This window comes from Clostridium sp., assembly GCF_016650035.1.
Classification (GTDB): Bacteria; Bacillota; Clostridia; order Clostridiales; family Clostridiaceae; genus Clostridium_AD.
The window spans coordinates 1-26863 of sequence record NZ_JAENWM010000054.1 but is presented as its reverse complement, the minus strand read 5'-3'; the positions used below and the strand labels follow the sequence as shown (position 1 = coordinate 26863).

Genomic DNA, 26863 nt, shown 5'->3' with positions numbered 1-26863 from the left:
TGAAATTATAGAAGTCGCCACTGCTGAGGAAGGTCATAAAAGAATGACAGAAGAATTAGAAAATGGTAATTTAAGCGGATGTGTAACTCAACATTTTGATTTTCCTATAGGAGTATCTACAGTTGGGAAAATAGTAACACCTGGAAAAGGTCGTGACATGATACTCGCTACCACTACTGGGACTGCATCTGTAAATAGAGTAGAAGGCATGGTACTTAATGCGATTTCTGGTATTGCTACAGCTAAAGCTACAGGAATAAAAAAACCAACTGTTGGAATCTTGAATTTAGATGGAGCAAGACAAGTTGAAAGAACATTAAGAGAAGTACAAACTAATGGATATGAGTTTAAATTTGCAGACTCTTTAAGAGCTGAGGGAGGTTCCGTTATGAGAGGAAACGATTTACTCTCTGGAACACCAGATGTTATGGTTTGTGACTCGCTTACTGGTAACCTTTTAGTTAAAACTTTCTCAGCGTTCACTACAGGGGGTAACTATGAAACCATAGGTGCTGGATATGGACCTGGTGTTGGAGAAAATTATGATAAACTTGTAAATATAGTTTCCAGATCCTCAGGAGCACCATTAATAGCCGAAGCTTTAAAATATTGTGCTATTTGCGCAGAAAATAATGTTCTTCTTATAGCAAAAGATGAATTTTATAAAGCTAATAGTGCAGGTTTAAAAGATGCTATAAATAAGGTTATTAAAAAGGCGGAAAGTGTAGCTAGAGAAGATGAAGTAGTTATGCCAAAGAAAGTGGTTGTTACATTTGCTATCGCTGGAATAGATATACTAGAACTCGAAGATGCTTGCAAGTGCTTATGGAAAGAGGGGATTTATTCTGAAAGTGGCATGGGTTGTACAGGACCAATAGTTTTAGTTCCAGAAGAAGCTTCAAGTAGGGCAATTGAAATTCTAAAGAAAGCTGAATTTATGAATTGAAAATTACTTATCGTTCTGATAAATTGAAAATTATAAAAGGAAACTCACATTAAATTAATAGTGATAGTTTCCTTTTATTTTACAAAATATGTTTAAAATAAAACAATATTTATATAATAAGTAGTTGCTATTAATAAAAAACTCGTATATAATTTATTTTAAGGACTATAAGAAACATATTTAACATATATTTTAAAATGTATGTTATCTTTTAAGTTTTTGACAAATAAGTAACCGTTAACATGTATAAGAATTTAAAAGAATCTATGCAAATAAAGAGGATTTTTTTAACTTTTATAGAATATTACATTTGCTACACAATAACATGTTTTAATTAATTATTTATAGGGGGTATTATTATGAATAAGAAAAAGGTAATTGCCATACTAACAACGGTGGCTTTAGTTGCGACATTGTTTGTGGGCTGTGGAACAAACAATGAAGTTAAAGAACCAGAAACACCAAAAGTAGAAGAGTCAAAAGCTGCAGGAGACGGTATAGTGATAGGACTTTCTACTGATGAAGGTGGATTAAATGACAAATCATTTAATCAATCTGCAAATCAAGGGGTTGAAGATGCTAAAAAAGAAGATGGCTTCGTTTACAAGCCGATTGAATCTAAAAGTAAAGAAGAATATTCAGGAAATTTAGAAGCATTAGTTGAAGAAGGTTCAAATTTAACTTTTGCAATTGGATATCAAATGGCAGATGCATTAACAGCGGCTGCTAAAAATCATCCTGACACTAATTTTGCTATTATAGACTCAGTTGTTGAAGAACCAAACGTAGCTTCAATTACTTTTAAAGAACAAGAAGGTTCTTTCTTAATGGGAGTTATCGCTGGAAAGATGACTAAGACTAATAAAGTTGGATTTATTGGTGGAAAAGATTTTGATTTAATAAATAGATTTGAAACTGGGTTTGCGGCTGGTGTTAAATCAGTTAATCCTGAAGCTGCTAAAGGTTTATTAAGTACAAGTACAGATCCTACGAAATTAACACCAGGAGCAACAGTAAGATATGCTGATAGTTTTGAAGATACTGTAAAGGGATCTGAACTCGCAAAATCATTATATAATGATGGCTGTGACATAGTTTATCATGCAGCAGGCGGAGTTGGAATAGGTTTATTTATAGCAGCTAAAGAATTGAAAGACGCTGGAAAAGAAGTATGGGCTATCGGAGTAGATATGGATCAATCATTAACAGTTCCAGATTATGCTAGCGTTATACTTTCAAGTATGATGAAAAGAGTTGACACTGCAACTTATAACGTATCTAAATCTATAGTTGATGGTACATTTAAAGGTGGCACAGTTATTAGTCTTGGATTAAAAGAAAAAGGCGTAGGAATAGCTGAAACATCTAGTAATAATGTACCAAAAGATGTTTTAGATTTAGTTAAAACTTACGAAGAAAAAATTATATCAGGAGAAATAGTTGTTCCAACAAATAGACAAGAAGCAATGGATTTCATATCAAAATAATTATTGTAAATTATTGATTACTAATTTGTGATTTTAAATGTACAACAAGGGCTAGATGTAATACATCTAGCTCTTTCTAGGAATAATGGTATTTATTAGTATTAAAAGGTAATCATCCACCTCCCAGGTGGTGAAAATATTACCACGCAATTATAAGCTTTCATAAATTCAGCACCTCAGGTGATGAGTAATCTTTTTAAGGAGGAAAGCAAATGGAAAAGGTAATTGAAATGAAAGGGATAACAAAAGTTTTCCCGGGAACCATTGCTAATGATAGTGTAGATTTCGAACTATTAAGAGGCGAAACACACGTTCTTCTTGGCGAAAATGGCGCGGGGAAAACAACTCTTATGAATATTCTTTATGGACTATATAAACAGGAAAAAGGAGAAATCTATGTAAGCGGTAACTTAGTAAATATTAATACACCGAATGATGCTATAAAACTCGGGATAGGGATGGTTCATCAACATTTTATGCTTGTGCATAATTTCACTGTAACCCAAAATATAATATTGGGTGTTGAACCTAAAAAGGGTTTTAAAATTGATATGGTAAAGGCAGTAAACGATGTAAAATCAATATCGGAAAAATATGGGTTTGCAATAAATCCATCTGCAATTATAGAGGATATTTCCGTAGGGCAACAGCAAAAGGTAGAAATATTAAAGGCATTATATAGAGGTGCTGAAATTTTAATACTAGACGAACCTACAGCGGTTTTAACGCCACAAGAAATTGAGGAACTTGGAATTATAATTAATAACCTTGAAAAAGAAGGAAAATCAGTAATACTTATAACTCATAAATTAAAAGAAGTTATGAGTATGAGTGATAGAGTTACTATAATAAGGCGAGGTAAGGTAACCGGAACAGTAAATACTAAAGAAACAAGCATAGACAAGCTAGCAGAACTTATGGTAGGAAGAAAAGTTAATCTAACTATAGACAAAAAGCCCGCTGTTATTAAAGGTGAAATATTGAAAATTGAAAATCTATGCGCAATTGACCAAAGAAAGTTGCCTGCGGTAGATAATTTGAATTTAACAGTATATGGTGGAGAAATCCTCGGAGTTGCTGGTATCGATGGCAATGGACAAACAGAATTTTTAGAGGTTTTAACGGGACTTCGAAAACCTAAGAGTGGAATCATTACAATAAATGGTAAGGATGTATACGGCATGTCACCAAGAGATATTATGTTATCGGGTGTGGGTCATATACCACAAGATAGACAGAAAAGAGGACTTATATTAGATTACTCAATATTTGAAAATTCAATACTTGGAATTCATAGGAATGCACCTTTTAGTAAGGGCATAGTAATGAATTACACTGAAGTCAGGAAACATTGTGATGAGCTTATCCGTGAATTTGATATTAGAACGCCAAATGCAGATGTAAATGCATCATCATTATCAGGTGGTAATCAACAAAAACTTATAGCAGCTAGAGAAATTTCTAAAGATCCAGAACTGCTAATAGCCGCACAACCTACAAGAGGTCTTGATGTTGGCGCAATTGAATATATTCACAAAAGATTAGTCCAGGAGCGTGATAAGGGTAAGGCAGTACTTTTATTATCCTTAGAACTTGATGAAATAATGGCATTATCAGATAGAATAGCGGTAATGTATGATGGAAAAATAGTAGATATACTTAATAGAATCGATGCTACAGAACAAAAACTTGGTATACTTATGGCTGGTGGTACCCTTAAAGAAACACCGGAAGGAGAGAAAGACAATGAATAAAGTAGAAAATAAAAATAATACTTTTATTAATATAGTAAAGAATGCATTTAAAGCACTTGCGTTTCCTTTCTTTTCTATAATTGTTTCTATATTTGTTGCTGTGTTCTTTGTAATGTGGGCAAAAGGATATTCTATATTACAGTATTTTTCAGCACTAGGGGATTTATTCGGACTTATATATAAAGGTGGATTTGGGAATGAAAGGGTAGCCTTTGTTACTATTTCAGAAGTTACGCCATTGATATTTACAGGAGTTGCAAATGCCGTAGCATTTAAATGTGGCCTATTTAATATAGGTGTTGCTGGGCAATTTATACTTGGAATGCTAGCAGGAGCATTTGTAGGAACTATTCCAGGGTTAAATCCAGTAATTCATGGGATATTAATTATTCTTGCTGGGTTTACCGCAGGTGGATTATGGGGAGCTATACCTGGCTATTTAAAGGCGAAAGTTGGGACCCATGAAGTAATCAATACAATTATGATGAATTATATAGCTATGGCTTTTGCTAATTTTCTTATATTAAGAACTGGCTTTGGAGTATCAGGTAAAGCAACAACTGAAACTATACAAAAAAGCGCACAGCTGCCAAGGTTTGTTGCAGGCAGTGGAGCTAATATTAGTATTTTTCTTGCCATAGCAGTAGCTATATTTATATTTTGGCTTTTATGGAAAACTACTGTGGGATATGAAATAAGAGCAGTTGGTATAAACCCACATGCTGCAGAGTATGGCGGAATTAATGTAGCAAAAAACACTATACTAGCTATGGTGCTTTCTGGAGCAATAGCAGGAGTTGGTGGAGCAACACATGTTGCAGGCGTTCTTCTAAACGTAAAAGACTTTATGGCACTTCCGTCTTATGGTTTCGATGGTATTGCGGTGGCACTCCTTGCAAAGAGTAATCCTATTGGATGTATAGCCTCAGCTCTCTTATTCGGAACATTAAATAGTAGTTCTAGAACTCTCCAATTAAATGGAATACCAAAAGAAATAGTTTATTTAATCCAAGCTATAATTATTATATTTGTAGCTACAGATTATATTGTTAAATACTTCTCTGAAAAGAAAAAGAAGGTGGCGATTACAAATGAATAGTGACATTTTAATAAATTTGCTAGCGCAAACTCTAAGAATAGCTACGCCTCTAATTCTTGCAGCCCTTGGTGGTATATTTTCTGAAAAATCAGGTGTGGTAAATATCGGTCTTGAAGGTATGATGGTAATAGGCGCATTCTTTTCGGTATATGGAAGTTATAAGACTGGGAGCCCTTTAATAGGAATATTATTTGGTGTTATAGCTGGTGGAGTTATGGGTGCAATACATGCTGTGCTCAGCATACATTTGCGTGCGGATCAAGTTATTTCAGGTACTGCAATAAATCTTTTTTCTACGGCCCTTGCTAGTTTCTTAATATTTAAGTTATTTGAAGGTAAGGGTGGTCAAACGGATATAGTAACAGGACTTTCATATAACATACCAGAAGGAATTAAGAATATACCATATATAGGTAAATTTATATCTGGTCTAAATTGGTTTGTTATATTAGCAATTGTCTTAGTATTTATATCACACTATGTACTTTATAAAACACCACTCGGACTAAGAATTAGAGCGGTAGGAGAACATCCAATGGCTGCAGATACTTTGGGAATAAATGTTTATAAAATAAGGTATTTGTGTGTTATTTTATCAGGAATGCTTGCGGGACTCGGCGGAGCGGCCTTATCACTAGGAATAACTCCACTTTATAGAGAAGGAATGGTTGCAGGTCGTGGATTTATTGCATTAGCAGCTGTTATTTTCGGTAATTGGCAACCCTTTGGAGCCCTGGGTGCTAGTTTATTATTTGCCTTTGGTTCTGCATTTAATATTTTTGCACAAGGACTTAGCTGGAATTTACCATCAGAAGTTTACACTGCTATCCCATATGTGCTAACTATGCTTGCACTTGCAGGATTTGTTGGTAAAACAACAGGACCTTTAGCCAGTGGTAAGCCTTACGAAAAAGGATCAAGATAATATTTATTTTAAAGATTAAAAACTCAGTTTATGTTTTCTGCTATGGCAGAAGCTTATTCTGAGTTTTTTTAAATTCTAGCTTAACTCATAATCTATATTTATATTCCGGCCTATGGTATAATTATTAATATTGGTTAGGATGAGGTGAAAGATGAATGAACATTAATTTTGGTTTAAATTTAATCCAAGAACAAAAATTAATAATGACGCAGGAAATGCAGTTATCAGTTAAACTTCTTCAAATGTCCTCATATGAGCTAGAGAAATATGTGGATAAAGAGATGCAAGAAAACCCGGTACTTGAGGAAAAGCAAATTGAAAATATTAAAAACAATAAAAATGATGTAAAGGATTTTAAAGAGATAATTAAATACCTTGAGCAGGATGACTATAAAGGAAAGAATTACGGTGTAAAGATTGAAAAAGAAGAAATTTCACCTTTTTATTATATTGCCCAGGAAAAATCTCTTAAAGATTATCTTAATGAACAAATAGGTCTAATCACTGAAAAAAATAATATATTAAATATATGCAAATATATGATTGAAAATTTAGATTCAAAAGGATATTTACCTGTAAAATTATCTGATATATGCAGTGAAATGGCAATATCAATTGAAAATGCTGAAACTGCACTCGAAATTCTTCAATCTTTAGAGCCGCAAGGAATTGGAGCTAGGGATTTAAAAGAATGCCTCAGAATTCAATTATATAATCTGGGTAACAGTGATGAGAATATTTATAAAATTGCAGATAATTATTTAGAACTTTTGGCAGAAAATAAATATACTGCTATAGCAAAATTACTAAAAGTTACAACAGCTGATGTTCAAAAATATGGCGATATTATAAAAACACTAGAGCCCAAGCCATCAAGAGGCTTTTATACTGGGGAGACCGTTAAATATATTATACCTGATGCCTACATTAGAAAGATAGATAATGAGTACTTTATTTCTATGAATGAAGATGTGCTTCCTAAATTAAATATAAATTCAATGTATAAAGAAATTATTAAAGAAGAAAAAGATGTGGAAGCGGTAGAATACGTAAAAGATAAACTTAATAGCGCAATGTTTCTTATTAAAAGTATTGAACAAAGGAAAAATACTGTATATAGAGTTTTGGAAGAAATTTTATCAGTACAAAAGGATTATTTTGATAACGGCGCCGAATATTTAAAACCAATGACACTGAAAATTATTGCGAGTAATTTGGAAATGCATGAATCTACTATAAGTCGCGCAATTAGAGAGAAATATGTAAGTGTAAATAATGGTAAAATTATTAAAATAAAAGATTTATTTATTAATGGAATAACATCAGCTGTAGGTGGCGAGGATATATCTACAATTAACATTAAGACTTCTATTAAAGAGATGGTGAATAATGAGGATAGAAAGAAGCCACTATCGGATCAAATTATTTGTAATAAACTAAATATAGAAGGAATGAATATTTCAAGAAGAACTGTAGCAAAATATAGAGATGAACTTATGATTAAAAGTTCAAGCAAACGAAAAAGATTTTAATGAGATGCATACAAAAGGGCCTCGTTAACAAAATGTTAACATGTTTTTTCGAATACTAATTTAAAAAAGTTAGTATTTGAGTTATAATATAGGTGGGAGCAAAAATTGTATGCTGGGACTCAGAAAGTCCAGAGAGGTGTTCAAATGCAAGATATATTAAAGTTACAGCAAAAAGTAGTGCCAGAATTAATAGAAGTTCTACAAAAACGATATAACATACTAAGGACCATATATTATAATCAACCTATAGGACGAAGAATATTAGCAAGTGATTTGTGCCTAGGTGAGAGAATAGTAAGAAATGAAATAAACTTTTTAAAATCTCAGAACTTAATTGAGATTAATGCATCAGGTATGTTTGTGACAACGGATGGAGAAGAAATAATAAGTAAGCTAAAAGATTTTATTCATGAAATTAAAGGATTGTCTAAAATTGAGGAGTTTATTCAGAAGCATTTAAAGCTCTCACAAGTTATAGTCGTTCCCGGAGACGTAGAAATTGATAAAAGTGTACTTAAAGAACTAGGTAAGGCAGGTGCAAGTTATGCATCGGGTATTATAAAAGATAATACTATAATTGCTTTAACTGGCGGATCCACAGTTAAGGAAGTTGTAGAAAATTTTCCGAAAACAAGTAAATATAATAACATCTTAGTGCTTCCAGCAAGAGGTGGTATGTCTAGAAATCTTGAAATTGAGGCTAATACCTTAGTGGCAAGACTTGCAAATAAGATTTGTGGAAATTACGAATTACTTCATGTACCTGATAATTTGAGTAATGGTGCACTTGAAACCATATTAAATGAAAAAGGTATAAAAGACATAGTGGAAAAAATTAAAAATGCTGAAGTTCTTATTTATGGTATAGGAATCGCTAAGGATATGGCTAGGAAAAGAGGACTTTCTGAAGAAATTATAAATAAATTAGAAGAACTTGGTGCCGTAGGAGAAGCTTTTGGTCATTACTTTGACGAATTAGGGAAAATAGTTTATTCTACACCTACTATTGGTGTAAAAAACGAAGACATTAAAAATATCAAAATACTAATTGCAGTAGCGGGTGGAAAAAATAAAGCTAGAGCTATTATTGCGACTGAAACCAATGCTTCAAGCACAGTTCTTATAATTGATGAGGCAGCAGCGGAAGAAATTACTAATATTATTGAGAAAAGAGAGTAAACTATATAATGCTTTGATTTTAAAGAATTATATATTTACATATAATTGTTTTATTAAAAATTAGGAGGTTTTGTCAATATGATAAAAGTAGGTATTAATGGATTTGGAAGAATAGGAAGAAATGTATTTAAAGCACTAGTTGCAAACTACGCTACAGAATTACAGGTAGTAGGAATCAATGACTTAACAGATGCTGCAACACTAGGACATCTTTTAAAATACGATTCACTTTATGGTAAATTTAACGGAACTGTAGTAGCTAAAGAAAATTCAATAGTTGTTAATGAAAATGAAATTAAAATATTTGCAGAAAGAGAACCAAAAAACATTGATTGGAGTTCTCTTGGAGCAGAAATAATAATAGAATGTACAGGATTCTTTACAGATGCAACTAAAGCTAATGCACATGTAAGCGGAACAGTTAAAAAGGTTATTATATCTGCACCAGCTAAAAATGAAGATATAACAATAGTTTTGGGTGTTAACGAAGAAAAATATGATGCATCAAAACATAATATAATTTCAAATGCTTCATGTACTACAAACTGCTTGGCACCATTTGCTAAAGTTTTAGATCAAGAGTTTGGAATAGTTAAGGGGCTTATGACTACAATTCATTCATATACTGGAGATCAAAGATTATTAGATGCTCCACACAATGATATGAGACGTGCTAGAGCAGCTACTGTATCAATGATTCCAACTACTACAGGAGCAGCAAAAGCTGTAGCATTAGTTTTACCACAATTAAAAGGGAAATTAAACGGATTCTCATTAAGAGTTCCAACTCCAACAGTTTCATGTACAGATTTAGTTTGCGAACTTTCAAAAAATGTTACTGCAGAACAAGTAAATGCGGCGTTTAAGAAGGCTTCTGAAACTACAATGAAAGGAATTCTTGGATACTCTGAAGAACCATTAGTTTCAATTGATTACAGAGGAGACGAAAGATCTTCTATAATTGATGCAATGTCAACTATGGTTATTGGAGATAATATGGTTAAAGTTGTTTCTTGGTATGATAACGAATGGGGTTATTCTAACAGATTAGCAGACTTAACTAAATTTGTTGCAGAAAGATTATAAAATTTGATTTTTTCATAAAATTTAATTTTACCATAAAACTGTAAATATAATATCAAGGTCTGGTTTTATAGTTACTCTATGGAACTAGGCCTTTTTAAATATAATTTTACATTATATTAGAATATAATATAAGCTTTACCACTAGCATTACTAAAGTTTAGTATAATTACTATAAGTTAAATCATCATATGCGATGATGTTAAACAAGTTTTAGTATAAACAATATGAGAGGAGAATGTGTATGCAATTCAATAAAAAAACAATAGAAGATATTGAAGTTAAAGGTAAAAAGGTTCTAGTGAGATGTGATTTTAATGTGCCATTAAAAGATGGGGCAATAACAGATGTAAATAGGTTAGTAGGCGCGATGCCTACAATAAACTATTTAGTTAAAAAGGGTGCAAAAGTTATTTTATGTTCACATCTTGGAAAACCAAGTGGTGAGCCAAAACCGGAGCTTTCGCTAGCACCAGTTGCTAAAAAATTAAGTGAAATGCTAGGAAGTGAAGTAGTTTTTGCCGCAGATCCAAATGTAGTTAGTGATAGTGTGAAATTAGCCGTGTCAAAAATGAAAGACGGAGATGTTATACTATTAGAAAATACAAGATATAGAAAAGAAGAAACTAAAAATATTGAAAATTTTTCTAAAGAATTAGCATCCCTTGCAGATATATTTGTAAATGATGCTTTTGGAACAGCTCATAGAGCTCACTGCTCTACTGTTGGAGTAACACAGTTTATTGAGACTTCAGTATGTGGATATTTAATTCAAAAGGAATTAAAATTCTTAGGGGAAGCAGTAGATCATCCTGTTAGACCTTTTGTTGCGATTTTAGGTGGAGCTAAGGTAACAGACAAAATAGATGTTATTGCTAATTTGCTTGAAAAGGTAGATACTTTAATTATTGGGGGAGGAATGGCTTATACTTTCTTAAAAGCTAGTGGTTATTCTATAGGAAGTTCACTAGTTGAGGAAGATAAGGTAGAATATGCTAAAGATATGATGCAAAGAGCAGAGTCAAAGGGAGTTAAATTCTTAATACCAGTTGATCATATTGTTGCAGATAGATTTTCTTCTGAGGCAGAGCCAATAGTTACTGAAAACCAAAATATTCCGGATGGGTATATGGGACTTGATATTGGACCTAAGACTTGTGAAATGTTTAAAGGTGCTATAAGTACAGCGAAAACTATTGTTTGGAATGGACCAATGGGAGTATTTGAATTTGTTAATTTTGCAAGTGGTACTACTTCTGTAGCAGAGGCTATGTCACAAGTTGATGGAACTACGATAATAGGTGGCGGAGACAGTGCAGCGGCTGTTAATCAACTAGGTTTTGGAGAAAAAATGACTCATGTATCTACAGGTGGTGGAGCATCCCTTGAATTCTTAGAGGGTAAACTTTTACCAGGAATTGAAGCACTTACAAATAAATAAATATAATATTGGGAGGGGTTACCATGAGAAAAGGTATAATTGCAGGAAATTGGAAAATGAATAAAACTGTAGATGGTGCTATAACTTTAATAGAGGGAATAAAACCACTAGTTAAAGATGCAAAATGTGATGTTGTAGTTTGTCCTACATTTTTATGTTTAGATGCAGTAATAAAAGCAGTTAAGGGAACAAACATAAAAGTTGGAGCTCAAAACATGCATTTTGAAGAAAATGGAGCTTTTACAGGTGAAGTTTCACCAGGAATGTTAAAAGACATGGGCGTTGATTATGTAATACTTGGACATAGTGAAAGAAGACAGTATTTCAATGAGACTGACGTAACTGTAAATAAAAAGCTTAAAGCTGCTTATAACCATAATATATTACCTATCCTTTGCGTTGGTGAAACTCTTAAAGACAGAGAAGGAAATATTACAGAAAAAGTCTTAGAAAACCAATTAAAATTAGATTTACAAGGACTTACAAAATTACAAGTTGAAAACTTAGTTATTGCTTATGAGCCAATTTGGGCTATAGGTACAGGAAAAACTGCAACTGCTGATCAAGCTAATGATACAATTGGCTTTATAAGAAGAGTAGTTGGAGCTATGTTTGGTTCTGATGTATCAAAAAAACTTAGAATTCAATATGGCGGTTCAGTTAAACCATCAACTATAAGTGAACAAATGGGTAAATCAGATATAGATGGTGGATTAATCGGCGGAGCTAGCCTTAAAGCAGAAGATTTTGCAGGAATAGTAAATTATTAGGTGCAATGGGTGGGAGGAACAAAAATGCAAAAGAAACCAGTAATGTTAATGATTCTAGATGGGTTTGGAATATCAGATAATATAGATGGAAATGCAGTAATTGCATCAAATAAACCCAACTATGATAAAATAGTGGAAAAATATCCAAGTACAGAATTAAGAGCTAGCGGACTTGACGTAGGGCTACCAGAAGGGCAAATGGGAAATTCAGAAGTTGGTCATTTAAACATAGGTGCTGGTAGAATTATATATCAAGAACTTACAAGAATAACAAAAGAAATTGCGGAAGGGAACTTCTTTAAAAATACTGCTTTTACTGAAGCAATAGATAAAGCTATAGACTCAAATTCTTCAGTGCATCTTTTAGGATTATTATCTGATGGAGGAGTTCACTCTCATATTGATCATTTAAAAGCACTCATAAAGCTTGCTAAGGATAAGGGAGCTAAAAATGTTTATGTTCATGCTTTCTTAGATGGTAGGGACGTGCAACCAGGTTCAGCACTAGAATATATAGCAGAACTTGAAGAATATATGAATGAGATTGGAATAGGAAAAATTGCTACTGTTTCGGGTAGATATTATGCTATGGATAGAGATAAGAGATGGGAAAGAGTAGAACTTGCCTATAATGCTATGATTTTATCTAAAGGTGAGGAGAATTCATCAGCAATAGAAGCAGTTAAAAGTGCTTACCACGATAACAAGACAGATGAATTTGTTCTTCCAACTGTTATTATGGAAAATGGTAAGCCAGTGTCAGCTATAAAGAATAATGACAGTGTAATATTCTTTAATTTTAGACCAGATAGAGCAAGAGAAATTACTAGAGCAATAAATGATAGAGAATTTTTTGGATTTGAAAGAAAAACACTGAATTTAAATTATGTATGCATGACACAATATGATATAACTATGAAAGATGTAACTGTAGCATATACATCTGATAGTTATAAAAATACGCTGGGTGAATATGTTAGTAGCCTTGGCAAAAAACAGCTCCGAATAGCTGAAACTGAAAAATATGCTCATGTGACATTCTTCTTCAATGGTGGGGTTGAGGCTCCAAATAGCAATGAAGATAGAGCTCTTATTCCATCACCCAAAGTAGCTACTTACGATTTAAAGCCGGAAATGAGTGCATATTTAGTTACTGATGAATTATTAAAAAGACTTGATTCTGGTATTTATGACATGATTATACTTAATTATGCTAATCCAGATATGGTAGGACATACAGGAGTTTTTGAAGCTGCTAAAAAGGCTATAGAAACAGTAGATGAATGTCTAGGTAAAATTGTTAAGAATGTTTTAAGCAAAGATGGTACAGTATTTATAACTGCAGACCATGGTAATGCTGAGCAAATGATTGACTTTTCTTCAGGAAAACCTATGACAGCACATACTACAAATTTAGTTCCATTTACCTATATTTCAAACCATGGTAAAGGGCTAAAGGACAATGGAATATTAGCTGATATTGCTCCAACTATTTTAGAGGCTATGGGCCTTCCTGTGCCAAAGGAAATGACAGGAGAATCACTAATAACACTTTAAAAAGGTTAATATTACTTATTAATATTACCTAAGTCCATTAAGTTTCCACGTATTATTGGATTATTTTAATTATACTTAGGATATAATAGATCAAAAAAAATTTGGAGGTATGAAATTATGAAAAACTATATTGAAATTATTGATGTATTTGCAAGACAAATATTGGATTCAAGAGCATTCCCAACTATTGAGGTTGAAGTTACACTAGAAGATGGAACACTAGCAAGAGCATCAGTGCCATCAGGTGCATCTACTGGTATGTATGAAGCAGTTGAACTCAGAGATGGAGACAAAGATGTATATAATGGTAAAGGCGTTTTAAAAGCTGTTGATAATGTAAACAATGAAATAGCTGATGAAATAATTGGAATGAACGTATATGATCAAGTAGCTATAGACAAAGCAATGATAGCTCTTGATGGAACAGATAATAAGGGGAAACTTGGTGCTAATGCAATGCTTGGAGTGTCACTCGCTTGTGCTAGAGCTGCTGCAGAATCATTAGGACTTGGATTATACCAATATATTGGTGGAGTAAACGCTAAAGTTCTACCAGTTCCAATGATGAACATTATGAATGGTGGAAGTCATGCTGACAACAACGTAGACTTACAAGAGTTTATGGTTATGCCAGTTGGAGCAACTTCATTCAGTGAAGCACTAAGAATGAGTGCAGAAGTATACCATACATTGAAATCATTATTAAAAGCTAAAGGTTTATCAACTGGTGTTGGTGATGAAGGTGGATTTGCTCCAGACTTATCATCAAACGAAGAAGCTATAAAAATTATAGTAGAAGCTATAGAAAAAGCTGGATATGTTCCAGGAAAAGATATATTTATAGCTCTTGATCCAGCATCTTCTGAATTCTTTGAAGATGGAAAATACAATTTAGCCTCAGAAGGAAGAAAATTAACTCCAGAGCAAATGGCTGATTACTATGTAGATCTTGTTAATAAATATCCAATTATATCTATTGAAGATGGAATGGCTGAAGAAGATTGGGAAGGTTGGAAATACTTAAATGATAAAATAGGTGATAGAGTTCAATTAGTTGGAGACGACTTATTTGTAACTAACACTAATAGATTAAAAATGGGAATCGAGAAGAAAGTTGCAAATTCAATTCTTATAAAATTAAATCAAATAGGTACAATAACTGAAACATTAAATGCTATAGAAATGGCTGAAAGAGCTGGATTTACTACAGTAGTTTCTCATAGATCAGGAGAAACTGAAGATTCATTTATAGCTGACCTCGTTGTAGCTGTGAATGCAGGACAAATTAAAACTGGTGCTCCAGCTAGAGGCGAGAGAGTTGCTAAATACAACCAGTTATTAAGAATAGAAGAAGAATTAGAGGGTGCAGCTGAATACAGAGGTATGAAAACATTTTATAACATCAACAAATAATTAATTTTAGTAAGAGTATAGTCTTTATAGGCTATACTCTTACACTTTATTTAAAGTGGTATTCTTAGTGAAATTGTGTTAAACTTAACTTAATAATACAATAATTAGGTATTCGATAAATAGGGGGTGTACATATGCATAATTTTCTAATGGTTTTAGAGGTTATATCTTCAATTGCTATAATTGTATCAGTTATGATGCAACCGAGTAAATCAGATGGCTTAAGTGGCCTTGTAGGAGGAGGAGGAGCTTCTGAAACTCATTTTACAAAAAACAAGATAAAAACTTTTGAATCAGTAATGGTAAAAGTTACAACAGTTGCTGCAATTTGTTTTTTTATAACTACATTGATGTTAAATTTAGTTAAATAATATTATTATCTAAATCATAATTAAATAGATATTTTACAATACACCGCAGTTTATTTAAATGATTTTTAATAAACTGCAATTTTTTTATTTATTTAAGTTCTAACAGTATAAATGCAATATAAATGATAGAATTGTATAAAGTAATCTATGATTATTAGAGGTGAAAGATGATGAGCGAATATAGTTCTAAATTACAAAGTAAAGATATGGATTTTCTTTTTGAGGGAGTTCTAAGTTTGCAAACAAAAGAAGAGTGCTATAGTTTTTTTGAAGATCTATGCACTATAAATGAAATTAAAGCTTTTGAACAAAGACTACAAGTAGCAAAAATGCTAGCAGATAAAAAAACGTACTTGGATATAGCGAGTACTACAGGGGCTAGTACTGCCACTATAAGTAGAATAAATAGGTCATTGAATTATGGTAGTGATGGATATAAGCTTATATTAGGGCGTTTGAATCAAAATAAATAAATATACTTATTTTTATGTGATTGCAAATTGTGAAAAAAAGAGACGGTTAACATATATTCACTCGACTTAACTATTATTAAAGGAGTGGGCATAAATTAACCGTCTCTATTTTTAAAATTGTTTAAGTTATCTAAGTTTGTGATATAATTATAGGTATGTTTGTAGTTAAATAGTAGTAATGCTAAATGTAGCTAGTATTACTAAAATATAAGGAGTGGTTTCATGGATTTACAAAGTTTGTTAAACAAAGAGCAGTGCGAGGCTGCAATAACAGTTGAAGGTCCGCTTTTAATACTAGCTGGCGCAGGATCTGGAAAAACCAGGGTTTTAACCTATAGAATAGCACATATGATACAGGATTTAAATATATATCCATCACAGATTTTAGCAATAACTTTTACTAATAAAGCTGCTGGTGAAATGAAAGACAGAGTACGATCACTTGTAGGAAATATAGCCGATAATATGTGGATTTCTACTTTTCATTCAAGTTGTGTTAGAATTCTTAGGCGTGAGATAGATAAACTAGGATATAATAAGAATTTTACTATTTACGATAGTTATGATCAAAAAAGTTTGGTTAAACAGTGTACAAAGGAACTTAATATTAACGAAAAAGATTTAACGGATTCAGAAATTTTAAATAAGATATCAAACGCTAAAAATGAACTTATTTCTCCAGAAAGATATAAAAAAGAAAATGAACATGATTTCAGAAAAAATAAAGTTGCTGATGTTTATCTTCTTTATCAGAAAAAAATAAAAGCTAATAATGCGCTGGATTTTGATGATTTAATTTTCAAAGCGGTAGAACTTCTTAAGAACAATAAAGAAGTTTTGGACTTTTATCATTCGAAATTCAAATATATTATGGTGGATGAATATCAGGACACTAATAAAGCGCAATATGAACTTGTAAGACTTTTAGTAGATAAAAATGAAAATATATGTGTAGTTGGAGATGATGACCAATGCATCTACGCTTGGAGAGGCGCGGATGTCACCAATATCTTAGATTTTGAACAAGATTACCCAAGCGCGAAGGTGGTTAAGCTTGAACAAAATTATAGGTCTAAAGGCAATATACTTATGGCAGCTAATGAAGTCATAAAAAATAATTCGCAGAGAAAAGATAAGGCTTTAAGGACTGAAAAAGATCTAGGAGAAAAAATAAATTTATATAGAGCTTTTTCAGATAGAGACGAGGCTAATTTTGTAGCAAATCAGATTAAAACAATTATGAAGGAAGAAAATAGGAGCTACAAGGATTTTGCTATTTTATATAGGATGAATTCCCAATCTCGTATTTTCGAGGAAAGTTTCAGAAAAAATTTAATTCCCTATAAAATAGTAGGAGGATTAAAGTTCTATGATAGAAAAGAAATAAAGGATATAATGGCATATTTAAAAGTTATAAATAATCCTCTTGATGATATTGCTTTAAAAAGGATTATAAACGTACCTAAAAGAAATATAGGTGACGCAACTATAGAAAAGGTCCAAGAATTTGCTACTAGTATAGAGCAATGCTTGTATAGTGCGGTTCTAGATGTAGATACAATACCAACACTTACAACTAGAAATATATCATCTATAACTAAATTTGTTAGCCTTATGAATAGTTTTATGGCTAAGAATGAAGAAATACCTGTGTCTGAACTTATTAAGTCTATTTTAGATGATACAGGATATTTAAAACATTTAGAAAATTCTAAGGAACCAGAGGATGAGAGTAGGGTCCAAAATATAAAGGAATTAGTATCGGACGCTGTAGAATTTGAAAAAACCTCAGAAGATAAATCATTATTAACTTTTTTAGAAGGGGTAAGTTTAGGGTCAACAACTGATGACCCGGATGAAACTATTGAAACTGCGGGAATGATGACGGTGCATAGTGCAAAAGGGTTAGAATTTCCAGTAGTATTTATGGTAGGTATGGAAAATGGATTATTCCCAGGTCTGTCTTCTATAAACAACCCTACTGAAATGGAAGAATCAAGGCGTCTATGTTATGTTGCTATAACAAGAGCAGAAGAGAAGCTTTATATAAGTTCGGCTGAGAGTAGAATGGTGTTTGGAAGAATTGTTGGATATCCACCTTCCGATTTTATAAGTGAAATTTCTCCGAATTTAAAAGAAATTGTTATGGGAGCTAATAATAGGACTGTGGAAGTGTTAAGAAGAAAGAAAACTAAAGCTCCAGCAGCTTATAATCCTCATGGGCTTTTAAGTCATACTGCTACAGAAAATAAAACATCTGTAAATGATTACCTTTCAGTTACGGCGCAAGAAAATAGTTTAGGACAGCAAACCGAAGCGACTGTAGGTAGAAAAGTAAGACATAGTAAATTTGGAATAGGTACCATTGTGTCAATTTCGAATTCTGGTGGAGATGCTTTAGTTTCAATAGCCTTTGATAATATGGGAATAAAAAAATTGATATTAAATAAAGCACCTATAGAAATGTTATAGGTAATATTGGGTAGAATAACTAGTGAGTATGCTAGTTATTTTATTTGTATAAGTAAAATTAGTGTTTATATTTTGTGGGAAAGGGTGTAATTTATGGATAAAAGTGAAGGAATGCAGTCTAAGTCCTTAAGCATTATGAATGTAGAAGATAGAGTTAACGAAATTAAAAAGATAATTAAATACCATAGTGATAGATATTACAACGAAAATAATCCCAAGATATCAGATTATGAATACGATACATTAATGCTTAATCTTAAAGCAATGGAGAAAACATATCCAGAACTTATCACCATAGATTCCCCAACTCAAACTGTAGGTGGAAATGCTAAAAGAAAAGCTGGGGTATTAGTAAAACATAATGTCCCAATGCTCAGTTTGCAAGACGTATTTACAAAAGAAGATGTCTACACATATGTAAATAAAAAGATTGAAGAACTAGAGGGACCAACCTTTGTTGTTGAACTTAAAATAGATGGTTTGTCAATGTCGCTGCGCTATGTAGATGGTAAATTAACTGTAGCCGTGACTAGAGGGGATGGAATAATTCAAGGTGAGGATGTTACTGAGAATGCTAAAGTAATTGCAGACGTTGTAAAAAAACTTAAAGATCCTATTCCTTACCTTGAAATTCGTGGTGAAGTATATATGTCGACAGCAGCCTTTAATAAGGTTAATGAACAGCAGGAGTTATTAGAAAAAAAGATATTTGCCAATCCAAGGAACTGTGCTGCGGGTACTTTAAGACAGCTGGATAGCAAAATAATAAAGCAAAGGCAACTATCTCTATTTATTTTTAATGTTCAAGATGCAAAGGGAATTCAATTTGAAACACATACTGAAAGTTATGAATGGTTAAAAAAACAAGGTGTAAAAGTTATTGAGAATTATGTGAAATGTAAAACAGCTGATGAAGTGTGGAATGCTATTGAGTCTATAGGAGAGCAAAGAGGCAACTTAGCATATGACATTGATGGAGTTGTTATAAAAATTGATAACTTGCAAGATAGAAAAGAACTTGGAAATACTTCGAAATTTCCTAAATGGGCTATAGCTTATAAATTCCCTCCAGAAGAAAAAGAAACAAAATTAATCGATATTGAAGTATCAGTAGGGAGAACCGGAAGAATTACTCCTACAGCAATATTTGAGCCAATACGTTTATGTGGAACATCTGTATCTAGGGCAATCCTCCATAACCAAGATTTTATTGATGATTTAGATATTAGAATTGGAGATACAATAGTTGTATATAAATCAGGAGAGATTATCCCAAAAATTAAGTATGTAGTGAAAGAAAAACGTGCTTACGAATTAAATAGATTTACAATTCCTGGCATTTGCCCTGTATGTGGGACACCAACTGTACGTGAAAAAGATACAGCTGACATAAAATGTACTAACCCTAATTGTTTGGCCCAATTAGAAAGACACATAATTAATTTTGTTGGTCGGAATGCTATGGATATAAAAGGTTTTGGGGAAGCATATATCAAGGAACTTATACGTTTGGAATATATTAAAAATATTGCGGATGTATATTCACTTTTTAATTACCGAGAGGAACTTATAAATCAGGGGATAATAGGGAAAGAAAAGAATACGGATAAGTTGCTAGAAGCTATAAATAAATCAAAGAATAATGAAGCTCAAAAACTGCTTACGGGCCTTGGAATTCCTAATGTTGGAAAGGTAGCAGCAAAAAGTATAATGAAAAATTACAAATCTATTGAAGATTTAAAAAATACTTCTTTGGAAGAATTGCAAAACGTTTCTGATATAGGTGAAATAAGTGCCTTATGTATACTAAAGTTTTTTGAGGATGATAAAAACCGAGAAATAATTGATAGGTTAAAACATTATGGTGTAAATATGGCTGTAGAAGAGTCAAGTCAGGTCGATATTGTGTTTAATGGGTTAACTTTTGTTGTAACTGGTACACTGACTTCTATGGGGCGAGATGAGGCTACAGTTATGATAGAAAAGCATGGTGGGAAAGTAGCAAGTTCTGTATCCAGTAAAACTAATTATGTGTTAGCTGGAGAGAATGCAGGGAGTAAGCTTACAAAAGCACAAAAGCTTGGAATAACAGTTATAACTGAAGAGGAACTTGCAAATATGTTAAAATAGTTAAAGACGTACAAAAAGAGCATCGAGTTAATCGATGCTCTTTTTAATGCGTCATAAAGTAGACGTTTTTTATGTTATGATTCTAATATTTCTTTTCCGTTAGGTTTAAAAGTATTTGTTATTTTAACATTATCTTTAGCACATTCTTTATTTTCATGGGTTACTGATAATTTAGAGGTGTTTTGTATAAGTTTCTCCATTAAATAATTTTTATATCTTAACTGGTTATATATTTTAATTAAAAGAATAAAACCCCATATTCCTATAAACATAAAAGTTAACATGGTAAGTATAGCCATTATTTGAATAGTTATGATTAACATAGAACCCCCCTTATACACTTTTAATCACATAAATTATGTAATTAGATAAATATAGTATAACATAATTAAACCACAAAAAGCTAAGCTGTTTTCAATGATTTTATTATATTATTGATTATTTCATATATAAGAAGTCAATACTTTGAGTAGTGTGAAAGTAGGAGGTATGTATGAAAAAATTATTATGTATAATGTTAATATTTATGATGATGTTAACAAGTGGATGTGTTGAAAAGAAAGTGAAACCTTCAACTTCTAGAAAATACTTGGTTTATAATTTAGGGGAGTTACCACCTGATTTGTCTATGGCGGATAATGATGATGCACGACAAAAAGATTTGTTATTAGCGTTATTTGAGGGTTTAGTTCGAGAAGATAAATATGGAGTAATAGTCCCTGCTATGGCAGAAAAATATGATATTACAGAGGATAAAATAGGATATACCTTTAAATTAAGAGAAAATATCCATTATAGTGATGGGACTGTAATAAAAGCTAGAGATTTTGTAAAGTTTTTTCTCGATACACTATTAGAAAAAAATAATATTTATGCTAAAGAGTTATATTGTATATTTGGAGCTGAGGAGTTTAGTATGGGTAAAGTAAATGTTGATGGAGTTGCTATTGTAGCAAAGGATGATTTAACCTTAGAAATAAGGCTAAATAGCCCTAATGATTATTTTTTAAACATTCTTAGTAATCCAGTTTTTACTTTAAGGGAAAATAATTTAAATTTAAAAAACTGGAAAGATAATTATGAAGAAATTAAATATAGTGGCCCATTTATTATAAAAGATGTAAATCAAGAGGCCGAGATAACTTTACGTAAAAATGAGGATTACTGGAGAGCTAAAGAGATTGTTAGTAATGAAATGCTCTTTACTTCCATAAAAGATGAGGAGAAAGCTTTAGCAGATTTTGAAACTGCTGAGATTACTTCTACATCAAAAATTGATGTATTTGTAAGTCCGCCAATAAGTGAGGTGATTTCCCTTAGTATGGAAAACAAAACTGAAGTAATACCATCACAGAGCATGTATTATCTGATATTTAATTTAAAAACTAAAAATGAAGCGGATAAAGAAGATATATTAGATTTGAATTTTAGAAATGCAATTAGCTCTACAATAGATAGGGAACTGATTATACAAACTATATCAAAAGATTTAGCGGTTCCAGCTATAAACTACACACAGTTTAGTGGGGTGGATGTAGATAACAGTAAATTGATTTTTAATGTGTTTGGAAATAGAGATAAAGGGAAAGAGTATTTAAAAAACAGTACTTTTGATAAAAAGAAATTAACTATGATTTATGAAAGTGAAAACTTTGATGCTAAGATAAGCAAGGAAATAGCCAAATACATTGATGATAATTTAAATATAGATGTAGTTTGCACTGGATATGAAAAAGATGAGCTTCAAAGGGTGCTTGCGAATGGCAATTATGATATAGTATTTTCGAAAATTGACGATGAGTATGGGGATATTTATAAATTTTTTAGTAGATGGACATCAAATTCATCATATAATATTTATGGATATAATAATTTAGAATATGATAAAATTATTGGAAATGCAATTATGGAGAATAATAATAAGAATAAAATAGAGATGTATAAAGAGGCACAACAAACATTGGCGAAAGATTTGCCATGCATACCTGTATACATTGGAAATACCGTTATATGCAAAAGAGAGAATATTAAAGATATATATACCACTAAAAATGGAAATTTAGTATTTGATTATGCTTATAAGGAGGAAGGGACTACTGCTAAGTAATCCCTTAATAGACTTAATGTTATTTGTTTCGGAAAAATATTGTTAAAAAGAATATAAACATATTTTTGCTACTATCAAAAGAGGATTTACTTTGCTTAAAGCTCTCCTTTTTTTTGTTATATACAATGTTTTTAATGTATATTGAGGCGAGTTCATTATTTTCAGGTGCTGGTATACTAGGCATTCTGAAATCTTCATCTCCTATCAAATCTTCTGATTTTAATGAAGAATTTCTGTAATGTTCCACATTATCTAAAGAAGGAACATCTGGCCAACTTAAAACCAAACCTGAATCTAAAATTTGGTTCTTGAAAATATCTTGAAGCATGGAAGAATTATCTTCCATATTATTAAAATCAGAATATAGCATTAGGCTGTACATGTATAGTAGTATTTCATCACAAGTATAAGTTATTTCTTTATCATTACTTTCTTTTAGGATAATGCCTTTATTACTTTCATATAATTTTGTAAGCTTTTCATATAAATCGTCACTAGTTTCTTTAAATTTGTGAAAGTGAGTATTATTATACATAAGCATACAATTTATAAAAAGCATACAGGAATAATCCAATTTAGCGTTAATTATTATAGATGGTTTAGCGTTATATTGTTCCATTAGCAAATCTGAAAAATCTTTTAATAAATCTTCGCATTGTTCAAGGCCGGAGTACTTGTAAAAAACATTTAAGGCGAGACATATCTTATTAAGTTCTTCAAAGGAGGAATTATAAATTTCTTCTTTATATTGAACAAACATATTTAAGATATCTAGAGCGAATTTTTTGTATTCATCCTCGTGTTTGCTTTTGTCATAAGAAGAATATTTGTAGTAAGCTGCCATCATAAATGCTTGATCAGAAAATTTGAATTTATTGTTTTTGTCTTCAAAGTTAAATTCTTGGTTTAGAGGGTCGGTTAAATCTTTTTTATCAACAAACAGACCATCTTTGTTTCGGAAATAGGAAGCATAAAATTCTAGTTGTTCTTTGCAAAGTTTAAGGTACGTAGAGCTTAGAGCATATTTATTATCGTCAATGTCTTTAAAGCTACTATAATAGTCCGCCATTTCTAATAGAGATAAGGTCATGAATGCATTACTATTAATTGTTATTTCTTTTTTTACTTTGTTTTCATTCCAGGTTAACATACCCTCCTGAGATTTTAATTTAGCATCTGCTTTTTTATAAATACATAAGAGTGGAGAATTTAAACTAATTGTGTTAATATCAATCTTAGAAAAGGATTTAGATTTCAAATCACGCGCGGGAATATATATTCCACATTTTGACCCAAAAACTATATCTTTTAATGATTCTTTTGATAAGTAGAAAAATTGATTTTTTATGTTTTTTTTGTTTAATGTATTGGTTCTTAAAAAAGGTCCTATAAATTTCAAAATATCACCACCATATATTAGTCCTTATATAAATAATATGATTTGATTTGTTAAAATGTGCTAGTTTTATTAAATTAGAGAGGAAGAATTTAAATGAAAGTTGGAAAACTTAATTGGGATGATTTAAAACAAATAATTGACGGCAATAAAAGTGTTGTACGTTCGGATGTAAGAATTAGAAGCGGAATAGGAGAAGACTGCAGTGTCATAAATTTTGGTGAGTATGAATGCATCGTTTCTACAGACCCAATAACGGGAGCAGATATAAATATAGGTAAAATTGCAGTTAATATAAATTGCAATGACATAGCTTCTTGTGGAGTTGAGCCTGTGGGTATTTTGGTTACAATTCTAGTACCACCAACTGCTACTCTTCAAGATATAAAAAATATAATGGCAGAAATAGATGAAGAGACCAAGAAACACAATGTGGAAATATTAGGTGGGCACACTGAGGTTACAGAGGCTGTTAATAGAATAGTAGTTTCATGCACTGCCATAGGTAAAGGGAAAAAAGGGTGTGCAGTAGCAACTTCAGGAGCGAAGATAGGTGATGATATTGTTGTTACCAAATTACTTTGCATGGAGGGAACTTCAATTATAGTAAATGATCATTTACATAAGCTATGTGATGTATTAACTCCTAAAGAGATAGAAATAGCAAAAGACTATGTAAATAGTATTAGTGTGGTTAATGAAGGCCTTATAGCAGGAGAGTTTGGAGTTAATGCAATGCATGATATAACAGAAGGGGGAGTGCTAGGAGCACTCTGGGAGGTAGCAGAAGCTAGTAATTTAGGATTTAAGGTATACAATAATAAAATGCCAATTAGTGATATAACATATAAAATATGTGAAAAACTTCATATTGATCCTCTGAAATTCATATCATCGGGAAGTATGTTAATAACAGTTACTAGTGGTAAAGAGTTAGTAGATAAATTAAATAGTAAAGGCATAAAGTCTACGATAATAGGAAACATCACTGAGGCTAGAGGTATACTCGTAACCGAAAATACTGAAAGAGATGTTTTACCACCTACTAGAGATGAGTTATTTAGTATATAACCATTATATGCAAAAAGAGAGGTAGGTTAATAATGAAGAAATTAATAGTTGCCAGCAATAATGGACATAAAATTATAGAGATAAAACAAATATTATCACAATTTCCTTTTGAGGTGTTATCTTTAAAAGAAGCTAATATCAATATCGATGTAGAGGAAACAGGAACTACATTTATGGAAAATGCAGAAATAAAGGCTAGTGAGATTTTTAAAATAGCCCATGGGGATATGGTACTTGCGGATGATTCAGGATTATCAGTAGAGATTTTAAATGGAGCTCCAGGTATTTTTTCAGCAAGGTTTGCAGGAGAACATGGAAATACTAGTGAAAATAATAATAAATTACTATCTCTTTTGGATGGTAAAAGAGAAGAACAGCGAAAAGCTAAATTTATTTGTGCAATGGTACTTATAATAAATCAAAATCAAATAGTAAAAGTGCAAGGGGAAACTGAAGGGATAATAACAGCTGAATTTAGAGGAGAAGAAGGATTTGGATATGATCCCTTATTCTTTGTAAAAGAAGCAAGTAAAACTTTTGCTCAAATGGGCCCAGAAGAAAAAAATGCTATTAGTCACAGGGGAAGAGCGCTAAGTAAATTAAAAAGCGAGCTAGAAAGATTAATATAAAAAATGTAATATTTTATTGAAGGACAAGGTGGTTTTTAATGCGCATAGGTGTTATAAGTGATACACATAGAAATGATAGCAGTATAGAGCTGCTAGGAGAGAAAATAAAGGCAGTGGACGTGCTAATCCACTTAGGTGATAATGTAGATGATATATCAATTATAAAGAGGCATTACAAGGGTAAAATAATTAATGTAAAAGGTAATTGTGATTTTTCCACTAAAACACCATATGATCGGGTAGAAGATATTGCTGGGATAAAGATTTTTTTAACTCATGGTCATAAATATAGTGTAAAAGAAAATTTGCACAAATTAAGATATAAGGCATTAGAAACAGGGGCTAACATAGTTTTATATGGGCACACTCATATTGCAAAAATAGATTTTGAAGAGGGCATATGGTATATAAATCCTGGTAGTGCATCTGAGCCAAGAGATGGAGCGCGGAGTTTTGCTATTATTAATATTGATGGAGGGGTCATAAATCCAACTTTAACAAGATTTTAGTATAGGTTAATACCGTGGGACAATTTATTGCAATATTCAACAGGAAAACTTTAAAAAAAGTATTGACGTATTAGCATATATGGTGTAGAATAATCCATGTCGTCACAAAAAAACAATCATTTTAAATCTTTGTGAGGTCAAAGTTAATTTGGAACATTAAACATTATAATATGAAGGTTTAATGTATATCGGGGTGTAGCGCAGCTGGGAGCGCGCGTGGTTTGGGACCATGAGGTCGCAGGTTCAATCCCTGTCACCCCGACCACTAAAAATTAACATGCGGGTATAACTCAATGGTAGAGTGTTAGCCTTCCAAGCTAATTACGAGGGTTCGATTCCCTCTACCCGCTCCAAATATGTTTATGCATATTAATATACATACGTGTCTTTAGCTCAGTTGGATAGAGCAACGCCCTTCTAAGGCGTGGGCCGGGGGTTCGAATCCCTTAAGACACACCATATGGTGGGAGTAGTTCAGTTGGTAGAGCGCCAGATTGTGATTCTGGTTGTCGTGGGTTC

Annotated in this window: 22 protein-coding genes and 3 tRNA genes; 23 read left to right on the top strand and 2 right to left on the bottom strand. The window is 32.0% G+C overall.

All coding sequences use genetic code 11. The features are described from left to right. From grdD to ligA, 16 genes are all read left to right on the top strand, one after another. Positions 1-946: glycine/sarcosine/betaine reductase complex component C subunit alpha (gene grdD / locus JJD95_RS13025; RefSeq protein WP_291643457.1), on the top strand; the 946-nt coding region annotated here is incomplete at its 5' end. Between the two features lie 359 nt (positions 947-1305). Next, entirely contained in the window at positions 1306-2433 is a 1128-nt protein-coding gene (locus JJD95_RS13020; RefSeq protein ID WP_291643456.1) for a BMP family ABC transporter substrate-binding protein, read from the top strand. A 212-nt stretch (positions 2434-2645) separates the two neighbouring features. Continuing rightward, positions 2646-4187 carry an ABC transporter ATP-binding protein gene (locus JJD95_RS13015; RefSeq protein WP_291643455.1) on the top strand — a complete coding sequence of 514 codons (1542 nt, stop codon included), beginning with the start codon at positions 2646-2648 and terminating at the stop codon, positions 4185-4187. After that, complete coding sequence (locus tag JJD95_RS13010; protein ID WP_291643454.1) at positions 4180-5286, top strand: ABC transporter permease; 1107 nt, start codon at positions 4180-4182, stop codon at positions 5284-5286. The genes JJD95_RS13015 and JJD95_RS13010 overlap by 8 nt, the downstream gene beginning before the upstream one ends. After that, complete coding sequence (locus tag JJD95_RS13005) at positions 5279-6211, top strand: ABC transporter permease (RefSeq protein WP_291643453.1); 933 nt, start codon at positions 5279-5281, stop codon at positions 6209-6211. The genes JJD95_RS13010 and JJD95_RS13005 overlap by 8 nt, the downstream gene beginning before the upstream one ends. Positions 6212-6372: 161 nt before the next feature. Then, positions 6373-7743 carry an RNA polymerase factor sigma-54 gene (gene rpoN / locus JJD95_RS13000; protein ID WP_291643459.1) on the top strand — a complete coding sequence of 457 codons (1371 nt, stop codon included), beginning with the start codon at positions 6373-6375 and terminating at the stop codon, positions 7741-7743. Between the two features lie 144 nt (positions 7744-7887). Beyond that, positions 7888-8922 (top strand): sugar-binding transcriptional regulator, encoded by a 1035-nt coding sequence (locus tag JJD95_RS12995; protein ID WP_291643452.1) that lies wholly within the window; start codon positions 7888-7890, stop codon positions 8920-8922. 78 nt (positions 8923-9000) lie between these two features. After that, complete coding sequence (gap, locus tag JJD95_RS12990) at positions 9001-10008, top strand: type I glyceraldehyde-3-phosphate dehydrogenase (protein ID WP_291643451.1); 1008 nt, start codon at positions 9001-9003, stop codon at positions 10006-10008. 241 nt (positions 10009-10249) lie between these two features. Next, positions 10250-11446, top strand: a complete 1197-nt coding sequence (gene pgk / locus JJD95_RS12985) for a phosphoglycerate kinase (protein WP_291643450.1) — start codon at positions 10250-10252, stop codon at positions 11444-11446. A gap of 23 nt (positions 11447-11469) precedes the next feature. After that, positions 11470-12216 (top strand): triose-phosphate isomerase, encoded by a 747-nt coding sequence (gene tpiA / locus JJD95_RS12980; protein ID WP_291643449.1) that lies wholly within the window; start codon positions 11470-11472, stop codon positions 12214-12216. A gap of 24 nt (positions 12217-12240) precedes the next feature. Then, entirely contained in the window at positions 12241-13773 is a 1533-nt protein-coding gene (gpmI, locus tag JJD95_RS12975) for a 2,3-bisphosphoglycerate-independent phosphoglycerate mutase (RefSeq protein WP_291643448.1), read from the top strand. A gap of 117 nt (positions 13774-13890) precedes the next feature. Then, positions 13891-15186, top strand: a complete 1296-nt coding sequence (eno, locus tag JJD95_RS12970) for a phosphopyruvate hydratase (protein ID WP_291643447.1) — start codon at positions 13891-13893, stop codon at positions 15184-15186. A 134-nt stretch (positions 15187-15320) separates the two neighbouring features. Then, the gene (gene secG / locus JJD95_RS12965) at positions 15321-15557 is read left to right on the top strand and encodes a preprotein translocase subunit SecG (RefSeq protein ID WP_291643446.1); all 237 of its coding nucleotides are present in this window, start codon (positions 15321-15323) and stop codon (positions 15555-15557) included. 170 nt (positions 15558-15727) lie between these two features. Beyond that, entirely contained in the window at positions 15728-16030 is a 303-nt protein-coding gene (locus tag JJD95_RS12960; protein ID WP_291643445.1) for a YerC/YecD family TrpR-related protein, read from the top strand. 222 nt (positions 16031-16252) lie between these two features. Beyond that, positions 16253-18502, top strand: coding sequence for a DNA helicase PcrA (pcrA, locus tag JJD95_RS12955; RefSeq protein WP_291643444.1), 2250 nt, complete (start codon positions 16253-16255; stop codon positions 18500-18502). A 135-nt stretch (positions 18503-18637) separates the two neighbouring features. Further along, on the top strand, positions 18638-20632 hold the full coding sequence (ligA, locus tag JJD95_RS12950) for an NAD-dependent DNA ligase LigA (protein ID WP_291643458.1): 1995 nt from the start codon (positions 18638-18640) through the stop codon (positions 20630-20632). 74 nt (positions 20633-20706) lie between these two features. Here the strand turns inward: ligA and JJD95_RS12945 are convergent, their stop codons facing one another. Then, positions 20707-20955 carry a hypothetical protein gene (locus JJD95_RS12945; RefSeq protein ID WP_291643443.1) on the bottom strand — a complete coding sequence of 83 codons (249 nt, stop codon included), beginning with the start codon at positions 20953-20955 and terminating at the stop codon, positions 20707-20709. Between the two features lie 170 nt (positions 20956-21125). On the opposite strand from JJD95_RS12945, the gene JJD95_RS12940 reads away from it, so the two are divergent. Further along, the gene (locus JJD95_RS12940) at positions 21126-22739 is read left to right on the top strand and encodes a peptide ABC transporter substrate-binding protein (RefSeq protein ID WP_291643442.1); all 1614 of its coding nucleotides are present in this window, start codon (positions 21126-21128) and stop codon (positions 22737-22739) included. A gap of 19 nt (positions 22740-22758) precedes the next feature. Here JJD95_RS12940 and JJD95_RS12935 read toward each other — a convergent pair whose 3' ends face one another. Further along, positions 22759-24138: a hypothetical protein gene (locus tag JJD95_RS12935; RefSeq protein ID WP_291643441.1), complete on the bottom strand. Its 1380-nt coding sequence runs from the start codon at positions 24136-24138 to the stop codon at positions 22759-22761. Positions 24139-24231: 93 nt separating this feature from the next. Between JJD95_RS12935 and JJD95_RS12930 the strand changes: the two genes are divergently transcribed. The 6 genes from JJD95_RS12930 to JJD95_RS12905 all read left to right on the top strand — a co-directional run bounded on the left by JJD95_RS12930 (position 24232) and on the right by JJD95_RS12905 (position 26803). Further along, the gene (locus JJD95_RS12930; protein ID WP_291643440.1) at positions 24232-25206 is read left to right on the top strand and encodes an AIR synthase family protein; all 975 of its coding nucleotides are present in this window, start codon (positions 24232-24234) and stop codon (positions 25204-25206) included. A gap of 32 nt (positions 25207-25238) precedes the next feature. After that, positions 25239-25835 carry an XTP/dITP diphosphatase gene (locus tag JJD95_RS12925; RefSeq protein WP_291643439.1) on the top strand — a complete coding sequence of 199 codons (597 nt, stop codon included), beginning with the start codon at positions 25239-25241 and terminating at the stop codon, positions 25833-25835. Between the two features lie 38 nt (positions 25836-25873). Then, complete coding sequence (locus JJD95_RS12920; RefSeq protein WP_291643438.1) at positions 25874-26344, top strand: metallophosphoesterase; 471 nt, start codon at positions 25874-25876, stop codon at positions 26342-26344. Positions 26345-26533: 189 nt separating this feature from the next. Beyond that, positions 26534-26609: transfer RNA gene (locus tag JJD95_RS12915), tRNA-Pro, on the top strand. Positions 26610-26623: 14 nt separating this feature from the next. Then, a tRNA-Gly gene (locus JJD95_RS12910) sits at positions 26624-26697 on the top strand. A 29-nt stretch (positions 26698-26726) separates the two neighbouring features. After that, positions 26727-26803 (top strand) — tRNA-Arg (locus JJD95_RS12905). Positions 26804-26863 lie beyond the last annotated feature (60 nt).